The 18,458-nt window shown below is 42.3% G+C and carries 15 protein-coding genes and 1 riboswitch; of the genes, 5 read left to right on the top strand and 10 right to left on the bottom strand.

What is annotated here, in order from left to right; translation table 11 throughout:
- Positions 1-517: 517 nt before the first annotated feature.
- Entirely contained in the window at positions 518-1,060 is a 543-nt protein-coding gene (locus ACZ5C4_RS16215) for a biotin transporter BioY (protein WP_464521889.1), read from the top strand.
- Positions 1,061-1,131: 71 nt separating this feature from the next.
- On the opposite strand, the gene ACZ5C4_RS16220 is transcribed toward ACZ5C4_RS16215, so the two are convergent.
- Complete coding sequence (locus ACZ5C4_RS16220) at positions 1,132-3,282, bottom strand: Tex family protein (RefSeq protein ID WP_464521890.1); 2,151 nt, start codon at positions 3,280-3,282, stop codon at positions 1,132-1,134.
- 280 nt (positions 3,283-3,562) lie between these two features.
- On the opposite strand from ACZ5C4_RS16220, the gene ACZ5C4_RS16225 reads away from it, so the two are divergent.
- Both ACZ5C4_RS16225 and ACZ5C4_RS16230 read left to right on the top strand, forming a co-directional pair.
- On the top strand, positions 3,563-4,174 hold the full coding sequence (locus ACZ5C4_RS16225; protein WP_464521891.1) for a GNAT family N-acetyltransferase: 612 nt from the start codon (positions 3,563-3,565) through the stop codon (positions 4,172-4,174).
- A 141-nt stretch (positions 4,175-4,315) separates the two neighbouring features.
- Entirely contained in the window at positions 4,316-5,224 is a 909-nt protein-coding gene (locus ACZ5C4_RS16230) for an RluA family pseudouridine synthase (protein WP_464521892.1), read from the top strand.
- Between the two features lie 6 nt (positions 5,225-5,230).
- Here ACZ5C4_RS16230 and ACZ5C4_RS16235 read toward each other — a convergent pair whose 3' ends face one another.
- The 7 genes from ACZ5C4_RS16235 to ACZ5C4_RS16265 form a co-directional block, all read right to left on the bottom strand.
- Positions 5,231-5,977 (bottom strand): ABC transporter permease, encoded by a 747-nt coding sequence (locus tag ACZ5C4_RS16235; protein WP_464521893.1) that lies wholly within the window; start codon positions 5,975-5,977, stop codon positions 5,231-5,233.
- 12 nt (positions 5,978-5,989) lie between these two features.
- Complete coding sequence (locus ACZ5C4_RS16240; RefSeq protein ID WP_464521894.1) at positions 5,990-6,676, bottom strand: ABC transporter ATP-binding protein; 687 nt, start codon at positions 6,674-6,676, stop codon at positions 5,990-5,992.
- Entirely contained in the window at positions 6,676-7,035 is a 360-nt protein-coding gene (locus ACZ5C4_RS16245; protein WP_186875672.1) for a GntR family transcriptional regulator, read from the bottom strand. The genes ACZ5C4_RS16240 and ACZ5C4_RS16245 overlap by 1 nt, the downstream gene beginning before the upstream one ends.
- Before the next feature lie 686 nt (positions 7,036-7,721).
- On the bottom strand, positions 7,722-9,140 hold the full coding sequence (locus ACZ5C4_RS16250; RefSeq protein ID WP_464521895.1) for an aldehyde dehydrogenase: 1,419 nt from the start codon (positions 9,138-9,140) through the stop codon (positions 7,722-7,724).
- A 49-nt stretch (positions 9,141-9,189) separates the two neighbouring features.
- The gene (locus ACZ5C4_RS16255) at positions 9,190-9,969 is read right to left on the bottom strand and encodes an ABC transporter ATP-binding protein (protein ID WP_464521896.1); all 780 of its coding nucleotides are present in this window, start codon (positions 9,967-9,969) and stop codon (positions 9,190-9,192) included.
- An 11-nt stretch (positions 9,970-9,980) separates the two neighbouring features.
- A complete protein-coding gene (locus ACZ5C4_RS16260; protein WP_464521897.1) occupies positions 9,981-11,036 on the bottom strand; it encodes a FecCD family ABC transporter permease in 1,056 nt (351 codons plus the stop codon).
- A 36-nt stretch (positions 11,037-11,072) separates the two neighbouring features.
- Positions 11,073-12,113: an ABC transporter substrate-binding protein gene (locus tag ACZ5C4_RS16265; protein WP_464521898.1), complete on the bottom strand. Its 1,041-nt coding sequence runs from the start codon at positions 12,111-12,113 to the stop codon at positions 11,073-11,075.
- Positions 12,114-12,234: 121 nt separating this feature from the next.
- A riboswitch (cobalamin riboswitch) is annotated at positions 12,235-12,415 on the bottom strand.
- Positions 12,416-12,634: 219 nt separating this feature from the next.
- On the opposite strand from ACZ5C4_RS16265, the gene ACZ5C4_RS16270 reads away from it, so the two are divergent.
- Both ACZ5C4_RS16270 and malQ read left to right on the top strand, forming a co-directional pair.
- Positions 12,635-14,887 (top strand): glycogen/starch/alpha-glucan phosphorylase, encoded by a 2,253-nt coding sequence (locus tag ACZ5C4_RS16270; RefSeq protein ID WP_464522365.1) that lies wholly within the window; start codon positions 12,635-12,637, stop codon positions 14,885-14,887.
- Between the two features lie 35 nt (positions 14,888-14,922).
- Positions 14,923-16,419 (top strand): 4-alpha-glucanotransferase, encoded by a 1,497-nt coding sequence (gene malQ, locus ACZ5C4_RS16275; RefSeq protein ID WP_464521899.1) that lies wholly within the window; start codon positions 14,923-14,925, stop codon positions 16,417-16,419.
- Between the two features lie 111 nt (positions 16,420-16,530).
- On the opposite strand, the gene phnX is transcribed toward malQ, so the two are convergent.
- Entirely contained in the window at positions 16,531-17,298 is a 768-nt protein-coding gene (gene phnX, locus ACZ5C4_RS16280; protein WP_464521900.1) for a phosphonoacetaldehyde hydrolase, read from the bottom strand.
- 46 nt (positions 17,299-17,344) lie between these two features.
- Positions 17,345-18,442: a 2-aminoethylphosphonate--pyruvate transaminase gene (locus ACZ5C4_RS16285; protein ID WP_464521901.1), complete on the bottom strand. Its 1,098-nt coding sequence runs from the start codon at positions 18,440-18,442 to the stop codon at positions 17,345-17,347.
- Positions 18,443-18,458 lie beyond the last annotated feature (16 nt).

The following is an 18,458-nucleotide window of genomic DNA, read 5'->3' on the forward strand; positions in this document are numbered from 1 at the left end:
TCCGTCAGCGTACATACAAATCCCTTCGGGAGGACGGGCTTCGCCCGATAAGGTATACCCTGAAGGGCATACCGTAATACATTCCCTTCGGGAGGACGGGCTTCGCCCGATAAGGTATAGATTTTAGTATAGCACAGCCTGCCTTTAACCCATATAAAATTTTTGTAAATATTCTTTTTCCTGCTATCTAATTTCCTAAAATCATTACCCGCCAAATCTAAAAATCCAAACGCTGTTCCGTCTCAATTGTCAACTTATCCCCGATTAAGAGTTGACAATTAATCTTTTCTCTTTTATACTCTAACATAGACTGACATTTTTCTTCTATTATCGCAAAGCAAAATTTAGGTTTGCCAAAAACAAGTCATTTATTTATACCTTATCGGGCGAAGCCCGTCCTCCCGAAGGGAGTAAGTTACGGGGTGCCCTTCAGGGTATACCTTATCGGGCGAAGCCCGCCCTCCCGAAGGGAATGTATTACGGTATGCCCTTTAGGGTATAGAAAGGATTTTCATATATGAAAACAACTCATACTTCAACCCGAACTCTTACTCTAACCGCACTTATGACAGCCGTACTATGCATCATAAGTCCTTTTACAATACCGCTGCCATTTAGTCCGGTGCCTCTGTCACTTTCTACTTTTGGACTCTATTTGTCTTGCTTTGTTCTTGGTGTGAAAAAAGGGACTGTGAGCTGTCTTCTCTATCTCCTTATCGGCGCCGCAGGCATCCCTGTTTTTTCATCTTTTGGAAGTGGACTTGGAAAAATAGCAGGTCCCACAGGCGGTTATTTAATCGGTTATCTTTTTCTCGCAATTATCGGAGGCTTTTTTGCCGAACGCTTTAAGAGCTATTTACCTTTGCAGCTATCCGGCCTCCTTTTAGGCACCATTGTTTGCTACCTCTTTGGGACAGTCTGGCTTGCTTTTCAAATGCATTTAAGCTTTGCATCGGCTCTTGCTGTCGGTGTCATTCCTTACCTGCCAGGCGACGCTGTTAAAATCACTGTAGCCGTCTTTGCCGGACGCAGGCTTCAAAAAATCCTTTCCAGGCTATAAGCTATATGGTATCCGAAAGCCGGTACATTCAGGCACCCTATCCTCGTATGCGGAAAAAATTGCCCTGCTTTTTATATTCCCCGCATAGTAAGCTGGATTCTTTTTTTCTTTAAATCTACACTCATTACTTTCACATCTACAATGTCTCCTACGCTGACAGCCTCTAGTGGATGCTTAATAAATCTGTCTGTAATCTGGGAAATATGAACCAGCCCATCCTGGTGCACTCCGATGTCTACGAACACGCCGAAATCGATCACGTTGCGGACGGTACCTTTCAATACCATTCCTTCTTTCAAATCTTTCATTTCCAACACATCTGTCCGCAGAATTGGTTTCGGCATTTCCTCACGCGGATCACGTGCAGGTTTCTCTAACTCTTTTACAATATCTCTTAACGTAATCTCTCCGATTCCAAGCTCCTCAGCAAGACGGGCATAATCCCGAATTGTGAGAGACAGACCGGTTAAATTACCGCCTGTGATGTCTTCCAGCTTAAATCCCTGTTTTTTCAGCAGCTTTTCTGCCGCCTCATAGGATTCCGGATGAACACCTGTGGCGTCCAAAGGATTCCTGCCGCCCTGAATCCGCATAAATCCCGCACACTGCTCGTATGCTTTGGGCCCTAGCTTTGCAACCTTTAAAAGTTCCTTCCTGTCCTCGAATTTTCCATTTTCTTCCCGATACGCCACAATATTTTTGGCGATTGTCGGGGTTATTCCAGAAATATAAGATAACAGAGGTGCGGAAGCGGTGTTTAAGTCCACTCCTACCTTATTCACACAATCTTCTACTACGCCCGTTAAAGATTCACCCAGTTTCTTTTGATTCATATCATGCTGGTATTGGCCTACCCCTATTGATTTTGGATCAATTTTCACCAATTCTGCCAGCGGATCTTGCAGACGCCGCGCAATCGAAGCAGCGCTTCTCTGTCCGACGTCGAATTTCGGAAACTCCTCACTTGCCAGTTTGCTGGCGGAATACACCGACGCTCCTGCTTCATTTACAATTACATACTGTACCTTCTCTGGGATTTCCTTTAAAAGTTCTGTAATAAACTGCTCGGACTCTCTCGATGCAGTTCCGTTTCCCAGGGAAATCAGTGTAATGTGATATTTCGGAATAATCTTTTTCAGCAGATCCTTAGATGCCTTAATTTTCTGCGGAGTTGTCGGGGCAGTCGGATAAATAACGGTAGTTCCCAGCACTTTTCCCGTAGCATCCACTACAGCCAGCTTGCATCCTGTACGAAATGCAGGATCCCACCCAAGCACCACCTGCCCTGTAATTGGCGGCTGCATCAAAAGCTGGTGCAGATTTTTTCCAAACACTTCGATCGCCCCGTCCTCTGCTCTCTCAGTCAATTCACTGCGTATCTCACGCTCAATCGCCGGAGCAATCAGACGCTTGTAGCTGTCCTCTACCACTTCTTTCAACACCGGCGTCGTATATGGATTCTCTGTATGAATGATCTGTTTTTCCAGATACCGCAAAATGTCTTCTTCAGGCGCCGTAAGCTTTACATTCAGGATCTTCTCCTTCTCCCCTCGGTTCACTGCAAGAATTCTGTGTCCCGCGAGCTTAGACACTGGTTCCTCAAATTCATAGTACATTTCATATACAGACTCTTCTTCCGGTTTTTTCGCCGCAGAAGTAAGGTTCCCTTTCTTCATTGTAATCCGGCGAATCCAGCTTCTAAAATCTGCCTCATCAGAAATAGATTCTGCGATAATATCTTTCGCACCGTCTATTGCCTCTTTTACATCTGTTACGCCTTTTTCCTCTGAAACATACTCTTTTGCAATATTTTCGATAGGTTCCTTTGTCTTTTGCAGAGTAATAACTGCTGCCAGTGGTTCCAGACCCTTTTCTTTCGCAATCGTCGCCCGCGTCCTTCTCTTAGGGCGGTACGGACGGTATAAATCCTCCACTACAACCAGCGTCTCTGCCGCAAGAATCTGTGCTTTTAATTCCTCTGTCAGTTTTCCCTGTTCTTCTATACTTGATAAAACCTGTTCTTTTTTTTCTTCCAGATTTCGAAGATACACAAGCCGTTCATACAATTTACGGAGTTGTTCATCGTTGAGCGACCCTGTCGCTTCTTTACGATATCTAGAAATAAACGGAATTGTATTCCCCTCATCGATCAATTTTACTGCTGCATCCACCTGAAAGCGCTTCACTGCTAATTCTTCTGTCAACTTCTGGTTTATGTCCATTCCTTTGTACCTCACATTTTCTCTTATACCCGGACAAATTCATTTATCCGGACTTTCCTCATTATACATGAAAGTTCCCCTTGTTTACAAGAAGTCTTCCCTGCTTTCTTGCAGTTTCTATTTCTTTTTGCTATTCTATACCTTATCAGGCGAAGCCTGCCCTCCCGAATGGAATGTATTACGGTATGCCCTTTAGGGTATACCTTGTCGGGCAAAGCCCGTCCTCTCGCAGGGAGTAAGTTACGGTATATCCTATTTAAAAAGACTGGAGGAACGTTGTTTGGATATAGAAATCAGAGATTTACAGAAAAAAGACTATAAGAAAGCCATCCAATTTGCCATAGACGGTATGCACTTTAACTGGTACATGGACAGTTCTTTCTTGCTGCATTTATATGGGAGATATTTCTGGTATCTGGAAGTCAGTCGTGCCACACAGGTCATTGCGGCATATTACGGTGACGAACTCGCTGGCGTTCTTCTTGCCGACATGAAAGGAGAACCGCAGAAATATCGTTCTCCTGGAAAGACTTTATATGTGAAACTTTTTGATACTCTACAGCGTCTTTTTGCAAAAGGCGGTATCGATGTCTATGATAACACAAACAGAGAACTATATTCCCAGTACTGCAAAACGCATAAACCCGATGGGGAGATCACCTTCTTGGCCGCTAATCCTCAAGTAAAGAGAAAGGGAATCGGAACCCTCCTGCTAAATGAGCTAAAGAGCAAAGAAAAAGGAAAGCAGGTATACCTATATACTGACAACGCCTGCACTTACCAGTTTTACGAGCACAGAGGATTTATCCGTTCCGGAGAAAAAGAAATTCTTCTAAAGCTTGGCAAAAAAACAGTTCCTTTGAAATGTTTTTTATACAGTAAATTATTATAATTGTAACAGTTCAGCCCGCGCCATTCGTAAAACCGCACTACGTGCTTATCGTGGCTGCCGCCACTGTATGGCTGATTACTTATAATTTTTAGAACCTTCCTTTTCCTTGACAATCTTTACTCCCCGCCTTATGATTGTTCCATGAACCGTACATTAATTTATCAAATAAAAGAAAATGAAAATAATCTCCGCATTGAGCAGTTTTTAAGAAAGCAAGGATACTCCCGACAAAATCTGACGGATTTAAAGAAAATGCCTGAAAGTATCCTCGTAAACGGGCAGTGGTTCCATCTGAATCAGCGCGTTTATACAGGCGACACGCTCGTGGTACACATACAGGAAATCCATTCTTCTCAGAAGATTCCACCTGTTTACATGCCGCTTAGCATTGTCTATGAAGATGAAGATATCCTTGTTGTCAATAAACCTGCCAAAATGCCTGTGCACCCTTCTTTGAACAACTATTGTAATTCTCTTGCAAATGCACTCGCATGGTACTATAAGGAACAGAATAAACCCTTTATCTTCCGATGCACGAACCGTCTGGATCGGGACACATCCGGCTTAACTGTCATTGCCAAGCATATGCTTAGTTCCAATCTTCTCTCAGCTATGACACAGCGCCATGAAATCTGCAGAGAATACCTCGCTATTGTAAGGGGACACGTTACACCTTCTGAAGGCACAATTCAGGCTCCCCTTGCCAGAAAAGGCATATCGATTGTAGAGCGCATGGTTGACTTTGAGCATGGAGAACGAGCTGTTACTCATTATAAAACTGTGCAGGAGAGAGCTCTAAACGAAAAAGACACGCACAGCCTTATCCGGCTTCAGCTTGAAACCGGACGCACACACCAGATAAGAGTGCACATGAAGCATCTGGGATTCCCGCTTATCGGAGATTATCTATATAATCCAGATATGGAATATATAAAACGCCAGGCACTTCACTCCTGGCGTCTTACATTTGTACATCCGATTACAAAGGAAACCATGCGCTTTACCGCACCCCTGCCGGAAGACATGGCAGTTCTATTTCCTGATTTTTAAATCTATTTATACACTTAACTTTTTATCGGCAAGCACTCCCGATACCACAAAAAGTACAATACCTACTACCGCATAATATACAAAATCCCATATCTGTATTTCCAGTGCGGATACATGGAACAAATCACATATCAACGAATAGCCTTTTTCTACGATCCAGTTGATAACAAAAAACAGAATAACGGAAAACAGCCCTGCAAATTTAGAATTCAAGAAAAGTGTCCTGGATATAATGATCGCCAGAAATCCGATCATGATAATCTCCGCCCACGCGACAAACATAAAAAGCATAACTATTAAAAACCATTTCCAGTCCACGCCTCCAAGTAATATCGCGTCTGCCAACTGCTTTGCCGCATCAAATAACATCTTTATACCCCCGACCTTCATCATTCCGACAGTAAAACAGATACAGCCTGCCACTGTAAATGCCGCAAATACGAAAAACATCTGTAAAATCGCAGCTATAAATTTACCACCTAAAATTTCCCATACCGATTTCGGAATCATCCACAGCATATGGCTTTGTTTTGTCCGCAAATCTCTGTTAAATACAAGAAGGCTTTCTATTCCTGTATAAAAAATCACCAAAAATGCTCCCGCAAACATAATTCCAATACTCAGCGCCACTGTTGTATCCTTTTTCAAAATAATCCCTGCCAAAAATGCAAGCAGGCACACCGCCAGTCCGAACAATATAATCAGCCGTGCTGTGCGCTGTTTTCTCCACTCATATTTTATAATTTTACCCATGTCTTACCCCTCCTACATAATCTCCATGTAAATATCTGCAATAGATTTTCCGTTTTGCATACGTTCCTTTTCTGTCTCTGTCTGGAGAATCAGTTGTCCGTTTTTTACAAAAACAGCCTCGTCAATAAAGCTTTCTATCTCGTTTATCAGATGGGTAGAAATCACGAAACAATTTTTGCTGTCTGCTTCATCCAGAATTATAGAAATGATCTCCTCCCGCGCCTTGAAGTCAATTCCATTAAGCGGTTCATCCAGCAGGAACAAAGAAGCGCTGCGCGAAAGTGTAGCTACAACCTTCAGTTTTGCTGTCATTCCTGTAGAAAGCGTCTTTATTTTCATTGACTCCTCAAGTCCCACTTTGTCCGTCATCTTTTGGAATTTTTCTGTATCAAAGTCTTCAAAGAAATCTGCATAATACCTTGCTACGTCTTTAATGCTCATAAAATCATAAAAAAACGGCTCAGTAGACATATATGCAATCTCGCTTTTATCTTTATAATTCCACGGCGCCTCTTTATAAATAATTTCTCCTGATGTCGGCTTCGTAAGCCCCGCCACCATTTTCATCCATGTTGTTTTCCCACTTCCATTTTCTCCCAGAAGGCCATATACTTTTCCTTCTGAAAGTTTCATGTTAAAATCGTTCACTGCTTTTTTATTTCCAAACGATTTATTCAGTCCTATGCATTGTAAAATCATTACTCTTCCTCCTTATAATCTGCAACCTGGAAAATAATATCATCTTTTTGGTATCCCAGATCCTTCATTTCTCTCATAAAATTTTTTAAAAGCTCCTCTGCCATTTCCTGCTTAATTGTCCCAAACATTTCCTGCTCCTCCACGACAAATGTTCCTATTCCTCTCCTTGTAAAACAATATCCGGCCGTCTCCATTTCCCGATAGATTCTTGCTGCCGTATTCTGATTAATCTTATACAGTACCGCGAGTTCTCGGTTGGAAGGCATTTTGTCTCCGGGCTTTAACTGTCCCTGCACCATCTTTTTCTTCAAATCTTTTATAACCTGTAAATAAATCGGCATCTCTGTATTATAATCCATGTCACCCTCCTTTGTACTGTCACATCCTCCTGGATCACAGAGTAAATATTCTTCGGATAGATGTTCTAGTGATATAGTTAGATAGTACACTAGTTATATATATTTGTCAATATATTATTTTAAATTACTAATCTAATTATATTTATCATTAAGGACAAAATTTACAGCTGCTTGAATTTGCTTCTCTATATCCACTTGTTCTCTAACAAGCATCGTAGTATTATGACTTCGCGTATACATGCTGTCACCTGTATTTACCAGTTTTATACTCTCTTTATAATCAGCAAAGCGAAATGTAAACCTTTCATTTTTATAATCAAAAAAACTTAACCCTATGTATCTACTATTAGAAATGTATACAGAATCATCTAATTGCTCTTCTATATATTCTTCTAAGAGCTTGTACACTTTTTCTTCATCAAACTCTAAATCCTCTATAAGAAAAACTAACGCATGATTTTCTCACATTCTAAATTAATATCTTTATTATCACTTTTTTTCATTTTTTATTCTCCTTGTATTTTTCTAATTTATATATTGTAATATAAATTCATTTTGACATTCACTACCCATTCTAAAAAAGCACATTCTTTAATATAGAAAGGAACTACAGCGAATAATCCACAAAAAATACGCCTTGTATTTAGAGGCCCTCCTCTTTTACAAGACGTATTTTTATTGCAGACTTAATGAAATATCCTATACAACAGCTTTTCCTTCCACCTCTTATATGGCGGATATCCTACTGTCAGATTCAATCTGGCCGGTTTTGTATATACGCTGCGTTCATGGGTAAATGTATAAAAGCTATATTTCCCATGATAGTTTCCCATTCCGGAATTTCCCACACCGCCAAAAGGCAGGTTTGTCCCTACAAGATGACTAATTGTATCGTTTACCGCTGCTCCGCCTGACTTTGTATGATTCAGAATCCACCTTGCAATCTCCTTATTTCTTGTAAAAATATAAAGTGCCAGGGGATTCTCTCTTTTTCTCACAAAGCATATGGCTTCCTTCAGTGTTTTATAAGACAAAACCGGCAGAATCGGGCCAAATATTTCCTCCTGCATACATGCTGCATTTTCCACTGTTTTTAAATCCAGAATAACAGGGCCTATATACCGTTCTTTTCTGTCTCTCCCACAGGAAAAAAATTGATATTCCGCATCCTCCTTCAATATTGCTTCCAGACGATCGTAATGCCTCTCATTGATAATTCTGCCGAAGTCTCTGTTCTTTTGAATATCTGTTCCATACAGCTTTTTCACTGCCTTTTTCAGTTCCCGAAGTAACTCTTCCTTGACTTTCTCATCTACCAGCACGTAATCAGGCGCCACACAGGTCTGTCCTGCATTGAGCAGCTTCCCCCACATAATCCTGTGAGCCGCCTGTTTTATATTCGCACTTTTTTCTACAATCACAGGACTTTTTCCACCCAGCTCCAGCGTGACAGGCGTCAGCTTCTCTGCCGCTGCCTTCATCACCAGCCTGCCTACCCTTACACTTCCTGTAAAGAACAGATAATCAAATCTTTGGCTTAACAATTCCTGGTTCACAGCAACCCCACCGCAGATACAGCAAATATACTTTTCTGCAAATGTTTTTTCTATTAGCTTTTCGATCACCAGCATGGTATGGGGCGCCAGCTCTGAAGGCTTCAATACAACGCAATTTCCGGCGGCAATCGCCCCGATCAGTGGCTCCATCAGAAGCTGAAACGGGTAATTATACGGCCCCATAATCAATACTTGCCCGTATGGCTCCCTGCGTATCGCACTTTTTCCTGGAAACAAATAAAACGGTGTGCGCACCCTCTTCTCCCTGGCCCAGACAGAAAGCCTGCGAATCGTATAACGTATGTCCGAAAGCACCATACCAATCTCCGTCTCGTAAGCTTCAGTCTCATGCTTTCCCAAATCCAGAAAAAGCGCTCTTTCAATCGCTTTTCTTCCCTTTTGTACGGCTGTATAAAGATGTTTCAAATGCTGTATTCGAAACTCTATTTCTCTGGTGCTTCCTGATTGAAAAAAACGTTTCTGTTCCTGCATCATTTTTTCTATCTGCATACAGTCCGTTTCTTTTCGTTCTCCCTCTGACAGTCTCACTTCTTATGTTCGCCTCCTTTTTTGCCGCCCTGCGGTTTGGTCTGCCCTTCTAACAATCTTTGCAGTTGTCCGGCAGATAATAAATTTGAATCTTTCCGGTAATTTCATTCACTTTGATCTGTGACCGGACGCCAAATACCTCCTGCATGTATTTCTCCGTAATAATTTCCTCCGGACGCCCTACAGCCACAATTCTTCCTCTGTCCATCAGAATAATTTTATCGCAGTACATGGATGCGATATTCAAATCGTGAATGGAGGAAAACACTGTAATTTTCTGCTTTTTCAAAGTCTGCATAATCAAATACTGGTAGCGCACATCTAAATGATTCGTCGGCTCGTCCAGAACAATCAGCCTGCTCTGCTGTGTAAGCGCTCTTGCCAGCAAAACTCTTTGTTTTTCTCCTCCTGAGAGGCTTAAATACATTCTGTGCTCATACCCTTCCATGCCTACTTCCCGCAGAAACTGCCTGCAAAGTTCTATGTCTTCCTTCTTTTCTCCCTCCAGGAACCGCCGATGTGCGTACCTTCCGTACATCACCATATCCAGTACTTCCACGTCGAATTCTACATTGTTTTCTTGTGCCACAACCGACACCTCTCCTGCCATTTCTTTGGGCGGCATCTCCATGACATCCTTTCCACTGATAAATACGGCGTTCCTTTCAGGCTTATAGGTTTTATATATATTTTTCAGCAGTGTAGATTTTCCGCATCCATTCGGCCCTATCAATCCAACAAAACCGCCTTCTTCCACACATAGTGAAACGGCATCCAGTACTTTGGTACCTTCGATTATATAATCTAAGTCTTTTACACTTAACTGCATCTGCGTCCCTCCTATTTTGCCCTGTTTTTCTTGATTAAATACAAGAAGAATGGCGCGCCTATAAATGCGGATATAATTCCGATTGGAAGCTCTTCTGGAGCAATGATAATTCTGGAAACAACATCTGCCAGCATCGTAAACAATCCACCTGTTAAAATCACTGCCGGAAGTAGTCTCTTGTGCTTAGAGCCTACGAATGTTCTCACAATATGAGGTACGACCAGCCCTATAAAGCCAATCACTCCGCTTACAGAAACCACAACTCCCGTCAAAGCTGTCGCTGCCAATATGATAACCAGCTTGATTCTGCCTGTATTTACTCCCAGACTTTCCGCCACATCATCTCCCAAAAGCAGTACATCCAGTTCATTTACAAACAGCATAATCAATAGAATAATCAGCGCAAACACAATCGACACATATTTTACTTTGTCCCAGTCTGCCCCGCTTAGAGAGCCTACCATCCAGTATTGCGCCGTCTTTGTCTTATCCGAACCGCTGTTGCCGCCATAAATAATCAGATTTGTGACAGCCGTAAACAAAGCGGCAGTGGCGATCCCTGCCAGTACCAGCCGGCTGGATGTAATTCTCCTCCGATAAGACGCGATATTTAAAGACAAAATGATAGAGACCGCTGCTCCCAGTACTGCTCCGGTAATCGTAGAATATCCTCCCATAAATCCGAACCAGCCAAGGACAATGGCCGCAACTGCCCCAGCCGATGCGCCGGAGGAAATTCCAAGTACATACGGATCTGCAAGGGCATTTTTCGTCAATGCCTGCATAAGAACTCCACAGACAGAAAGCCCTGCTCCTACAATGCAGGACATAATTACTCTGGGAAAGCGGATATTCCAAATAATCGTTTCCATGTTTTCTTCCCAGGTACGGACAAACCATTCTCCTCCGGATATTTTGTTTATGATAATTTTTAAAATATCAATAGGCTTCGTCTCTACGGCGCCTATTGATACAGAAAAGCCCGCTGCAAGCAGTAAAAGGGCGCAGACTGACGCCATAAGCGCCAGATACTGCCCCCTGCCTCGGATGATTTTATGATTCTTCATTTGTTTTCTCCTCGCAAAGAAACCTGTTCTTTTCTATTACTCAAATACATCCGGGTACAGTTGCTTTGCAATCTCTTCTACCAGTCGCGCAGAACCGGCAGAGCCCTGCATATCCGAACAGCAGGCGGAAATAATTCTGCCTTCCTTCACTGCACTTAAATTTTTCGTTGCGTCATTTGTGCGAAGGAATTCTGCTTTCTCTTCTACCTCGTCTCCACCTTCATAATCCAAAATCAGGATCACATCCGGATCTCGTTCTACAACCTCTTCCCAGGAAGGTGTCGCCCATCCTGCCTCAATATCGTCAAAGATAGAAATTCCGCCGGCAAGCTTCAGAATGTCTCCCGGCATTCCCTGACATGCTGTAAACGGCGCGTCTTCTCCTGAATCATATGCAAATACTGTAATCGGATTCTCATACGCTTCGCTTCCAAGTGTATCTTGTACCTTCTGGATTGTATCCTTCATTGCCTGTATTTTTTCTTCCGCCACATCCTCTACTTTGAAAATCTTTCCAAGTGTCTCATAGTCCTTATATAAATCCTCGAAACTCGCACTGTCAGAGCATACGTATGGGAAATACATGGAAATTCCGTTTTCCTCACAGAAATCTGGACTGAAATTCTTATCTGAGAAAACAGAATCCCATCCCATGAGGAAATCACACCCTGTTGCAATCATTTCTTCCTTGGACAGTGTAGTAATTCCTTTTCCCGCTTCTACAAGCTGGGGAACCTCTTCTCTTGCCGGATACTCCGCATCCAGGCTCCAGCAGGAACCTTTTGTATACCCTGCCATCTGCTCCTCTAGTCCCAGATCAAAGAAAAAATCTGCCATCTGATCTCCGGATGCTATAACATGATCCGGCATTTCAGTAAACGTATATTCCACATTCTCTCCCAGACCAGAGCGTTCCAGATTCAGTGTAATCGTCACTGGTTCATACGCACTGTCCTCCTGTTTGGTTTCTGTATTTGTCTCTTTTTTTTCTTCTGTCTGACCGTTTCCGCCACAGCCTGTAATAAGGGCAGAAAGCAGACTGAACGCTAACATCGCGCTGATTACTTTTCTTTTCATACTTCTTTCCTCTCTATTTCGTCTTTCGCAAATTTTATAACACAATACTGCTTCTCTTCATTACAGGTCTGTTATTAAGTTTTCATTTTCCTCTACCCCTTCCTCCTTCCCCTTACCGGGAATTTGCAAGATAACTTTAGCAAGTCTTAGGACTTGGCATCCTCCTCAATTCCGCCTTCTCACAGAATCTTCTCTGCAATGGCATCCATAGAATCTCGTCCGCCTTACCTCAGGTGTAAGCTGTCAGTGAATTGCACACTGTTCCTTATTAAGTCAATGACACTAAAGCTATTTGTAATCTAAGCATTACAAATCAGTTTATTATACAATAAAATCACCCCCGTATCAACCATGCCGCAGCTTTTCTTCTCTCTCTTCAAAACCGGAATGTAACAGTTTAAGGCATGTTGCCCTCTGTACACTGACGCTGCTATTATGTTAAAATAAAAAAGCATATTGCAAAACCTTTTGCATAAATCATATAAAACTACAAGTACGTCATTTATGAAAGGAGTTTTATGATGAATATAAAAGAACTGCTGACGAAACATCTTGGAAAATCTATTTCACAAGCCTCTGATGAAGAGACATACCGCGCACTTCTTACAGTCGTAAAAGAATTGTCCGCGCAGAAGGAGCAGCAAGACAGCAAGAAAAAGTTGTATTATATTTCCGCCGAGTTTCTTATCGGTAAGCTGCTCTCTAATAATCTAATCAATCTTGGAATTTATGAAGAAACAAAAGAAGTTCTCGCACAGGAAGGAAAAAGCTTAAGCAAAATCGAAGAAATGGAGCCGGAACCGTCCCTCGGGAACGGCGGTCTTGGACGTCTCGCCGCATGTTTTCTGGACTCCGCCGCTACACTTGGGCTTAACGGAGATGGAATCGGATTAAATTATCACCTGGGACTTTTCAGGCAAACCTTTGAGAACACACTGCAAAAAGAGCTTCCCAACCCCTGGATCGAAAAAGAAAGCTGGCTGCACAAAACCGCTGCCAGCTACCCGGTAGAGTTCGGCAATTTTACTTTACATTCCAGAATGTATGATATTGCTGTCACCGGATATGAAAATCGTACAAATAAACTGCATCTTTTTGATGTAGATACCGTAGATGAAACGATTGTAAAAGACGGAATTGACTTTGACAAAGAGGATGTGGAACGAAACCTTACACTTTTCCTCTACCCGGACGACAGTGACGAAAAAGGACGGCTTCTTCGGATTTACCAGCAATATTTTATGGTGAGCTGTGCCGCACAGTTCATTTTAGACGAGTGTATATCCAAAGGTTGTACTCTGTACGATCTTGCAGACTATGCAGTCATACAGATTAACGATACACACCCTACTATGATCATTCCTGAACTGATCCGTCTCCTGACAAAAAGAGGCATTGATATGGACACTGCAATCTCTGTCGTGTCCCATACATGTGCTTACACGAACCACACGATTCTCGCAGAAGCATTGGAAAAATGGCCTCTTTCCTACCTAAAAAAGGTAGTTCCCCAACTAGTTCCGATTATCGAAATCTTAGATGACAAAGTCAGAAGAAAATTTACCGATGAAAGTGTGGCAATTATTGACAAAACAGACACCGTCCATATGGCGCATATAGATATTCATTATGGATTCAGTGTCAACGGTGTCGCAGCCCTTCATACAGAGATATTAAAGAAAAATGAACTGCACAGCTTTTACCAGATATATCCAGAGAAATTCAATAATAAAACAAATGGGATTACCTTCCGCAGATGGCTTATCCACTCCAATCCTTTGCTTACACAGATACTGGATCGTACCATAGGGCAGGGCTATCGTCAGGATGCTGACAGATTAGAAAACCTTCTGCATTTCAGATCAGACAAAAGTGTATTGCACAGTCTGTTAGAAATGAAACAGAAAAATAAAAGAGCGCTGTGTGATTATCTGGAGCGCACACAGGGTGTCACCCTCAACCCAGATTCTATTTTTGATATGCAGATAAAACGCTTACATGAATATAAACGCCAGCAAATGCACGCACTTTATATTATAGATACATATCTTCAGATAAAATCCGGAAAGAAGCCCTCCACTCCTATTACCGCTATTTTCGGTGCCAAAGCTGCTCCTGCATATGTCATTGCCAAAGATATTATCCATCTAGTCCTATGTTTGCAGGAGCTTATCAATCATGATCCGGAAGTCAGCCCATACCTGAAAGTTGTTATGGTAGAAAACTACAATGTGACAAATGCAGAAAAGCTGATTCCTGCCTGCGATATTTCCGAACAGATTTCCCTTGCTTCCAAAGAGGCAAGCGGTACCGGAAATATGAAATTCATGTTGAACGGGGCTGTCACTCTCGGTACAGAAGACGGCGCGAATGTAGAAATCCATGAACGGGTAGGAGATGACAATATTTTCATATTTGGCGCTTCCAGCGACGCAGTTATCCGTCACTATGCTAAGGCAGACTATGTTTCGAAAGACTACTATGAAAACGATAAGGAAATCAAATCTGCTGTCGATTTCATAACCAGCAAAGAACTACTTTCTATTGGAAAGGAAGAAAACTTAGCCCGCCTGAAAAAAGAACTAATCGGCAAAGACTGGTTTATGACGCTGCTCGATTTTCAGGCTTATAAGGCAAAAAAAGAAGAAGCGTTCAAAGCTTATGAAAACAGACTAGTCTGGGCCGAAAAAATGCTTGTAAATATCGCCAACGCAGGCTTCTTTTCGTCTGACCGTACAATAAAAGAATACAATCGTGACATTTGGAAACTATAGCACACACGCTAAAGATATAGAAGGGAGGAGAAGTTATGAGAGCAAGCGGCATTTTACTGCCTGTTTTTTCACTGCCGTCCAAATACGGAATCGGCTGCTTTTCTAAGGAAGCATATACATTTATTGACCAGTTAAAAGAGGCTGGACAAAGCCGCTGGCAGATTCTGCCTCTTGGGCCGACCGGCTATGGAGACTCGCCCTATCAGTCGTTCTCTACTTTTGCGGGAAATCCTTACTTTATAGACTTAAAAACGCTCATAAAAGAGGAGCTTCTTACTAAAAAAGAATGTGCGGCATTTGATTTCGGAAATGCCCCCGCCTCTATTGACTATGAAAAATTATACCGTTCCCGCTTTAAACTGCTGCGTAAAGCCTATAAACGTTTTCATCCCAATGGAGATTATAAGAAGTTCATCTCTCAAAACGACTGGTGGCTTTCTGATTACGCACTTTATATGGCAATCAAAGACGCACACGACGGAAAACCTTGGTGTTCCTGGGAAAAAGGATTACGTGACCGCGATACAGACGCACTTGCCCTTGCAGAAGAATCCCTGCATGACGAAATAAATTTTTACCGTTTCCAGCAGTTTGAATTTGATAAACAGTGGAGCCGTCTGAAATCCTACGCCAATAAAAATGGGATTCAGATCATTGGAGATCTCCCTATCTATGTGGCTTTTGACAGCGCAGATACCTGGGCGTCCCCAAACTTATTCCAATTCGATGAAAACCACAATCCTACTCATGTTGCCGGCTGTCCTCCAGATGCGTTCTCCGCCACCGGACAGCTCTGGGGCAATCCACTTTATGACTGGGATTATCATAAAAAAACGGATTACGAATGGTGGCTTCGCCGTATTTCTTATAGTTTTAAATTATATGATATTGTACGTATCGATCATTTTCGCGGATTTGATGAATACTATGCGATTCCTTTTGGCGATAAGACAGCAGAGCACGGCAAATGGATGCCGGGCCCTGGAATAGATTTTTTCCATACTATAGAAAGAAATTTAGGAAACCTGCATATCATTGCAGAAGATTTAGGATTTCTTACCGACAGTGTTTTAAAGCTGTTAAAGGACAGCGGCTTCCCGGGTATGAAAGTGATTCAGTTTGCGTTTGACAACCGAGAATCCTCCAATTACCTGCCCCACACGTATTCTGCTAACTGTGTCGTATATACAGGCACACACGACAACGACACAACCCGCGGATGGTATCACCACATCCCAAAAGAATGTCGGGATTTTGCAAAAGAGTACCTGCACAAACCCCTTCTTGATGAGGACAGTCTGTCTTGGGACTTCATTGCAATGGCAATGGGTAGTGTCGCCGATCTGTGCGTTATCCCCATTCAGGATTATCTTTGCCTCGACACACATGCCCGTATTAACACACCTTCTACTTTAGGCGGAAACTGGACATGGCGGCTTGGCAAAGGCCAGATAACAAAAGAACTCGTCAAAAAAATAAAAAATATCACAAAACTTTATGGACGATTGCCTGGAAAACATAAAGTTAATTGACGAAATGGTTCGCGCAAGAGGGAGTGTATTGCAACGTTCGTCAGGGCTTCGCCGAAATTCCTCACTTTTGCAACACACTCCCTCTTGCGCTTACACTTTTGTCACTTAAATTTATATATATGCCAGTATCCCTCTTATATCTCTTACAACAGCGTCGGCTCCTGCTTCTCTATATTTTTTTTCTGCCGTTTTTAACCGTATTTCTTTTTCTTCCTCGGAAAGTGCTTCAAATTCTGCCTCTGACAGTCCGATTACAGAACTTCCTTCCAGAATCCCCACTGTAAATACTCCTGCATTTTTTCCTTCCAGAATGTCAGATACCGTATCTCCTGCTTTTAAAACCTTATCTACGGAATCCACCTTCAATGTCTCCATATTTTTAAAAATCATGTACGGATAAGGACGTCCCATCTTCTGGCAGGAATCCGGACTGTACCAACAGTCTGGGGAATACCCCTGCTTTGCTGCTTCCGGAACTACAATTTTCATCATTACATCTGTATAGCCCGTTGTGGAGCCAATCTTAATACCTTTTTCTTTTAATTTTTTTACGGTTTCTACCACATATGGTTTGGGGTTGGCGTACTGTGACAGAATCTTTAGCAGAGCCGGTTCGTAATTTGCATACATTTTATCCGCATCTTCATCTTCCGGTTCGCGTCCGTACTTTTCTATCCAGGCTTTTTTTATTCTGTCCATCTCAAGCATCGTACGTATATGATCCCACTTCAGCATTCCCATGGGTTCCCTTACTTCTTCCTGTGTCGGGTTGATTCCCATATCCTGAAATACTTCTGTAAATACCTGTACCGGCGCAAAGCACCCATAATCTACTGTTGTTCCTGCCCAGTCAAAAATAACTGCTTCTATTTTTCCCATTTTCCTTACCTCTCTGCTTCTTTACTGTTTTAAAATCATTCTGTCCTTAAGCCTCGATACTTGCAAAAAATTCTTTAAATATCCCGCACAGCTTCAGAATATCTTCCTCGTAAATCTCTCCGATATTCCCTATACGAAACGTATCTGCATCTGTTACTTTGCCCGGATAAATTGCATATCCTCTCTCCTTGATATACGCATACATCTCCTGGAATGAAAATTTATGATGTTTCGGATAATAGAAGGTTGTAATGATCGGCCCCTGGTGTTCTGCTCCTATATATGTATGAATTCCCATTTCCTCCATCTTTTGGATCAACAGATGATTATTGTCTGCGTAGCGCTTTGCACGTGCCGGAATTCCACCTTCCATCTCCAACTCCTCTAATGCTTTTGCAAATGCCAGTACCGTATGCGTCGGGGAAGTAAATCTCCACTTACCGTCTTTTTCCATGGTTTTCCATTGATCGTACAGATCCAGTGCGAGGCTCCTTGCTTTTCCTTTACTCTCCATCAGTTTTTCTCTATTGCAGATGATAAAGGAGAAGCCTGGTACTCCCTGTATACATTTGTTAGCGCTGCTGACAATAAAGTCAATTCCCAGTTCCCCTACTGGTATTTCCATTCCTCCGAAGCTGGACATCGCATCTACGATCATTGTCTTTCCTGCCGCCTTTACCACCTTTGCAACAGCCGCAATGTCATTTAGGATTCCCGATGTTGTCTCGCTGTGCACCATAGCTACATGTGTGATCGCAGGATCTGCTTTCAGCATTTCTTCTACTTTCTCGGCTGACGGAATCTTATCATATTCTTCTTTATATATTGAATACTTCATTTTCGCATGCTCTGCAATATCCGCCATTCGTTCTCCGTATGCACCGTTTGCCACGATCAGCAATTTTTCATCCTCACCGATAACACTTGTAAGGACAGACTCCACGCCAAAGCTTCCGCTTCCCTGCATAAGGACTGCCGTATATTCCTCCTCTGATACATGCGCCAGCTTTAAAAGTTCTTTTCTAATTTTCTGTGTAATCTGTTTATAATCATCATCCCAAGTACAATGATCTGCCATCATCTCTTTCTTTACTGTATCCGTTGTTGTCAGTGGTCCTGGTGTTAATAATTTGTATTGTATCATTTTTCTTTTCCTCTTT

It is taken from the genome of Mediterraneibacter flintii (assembly GCF_055387595.1).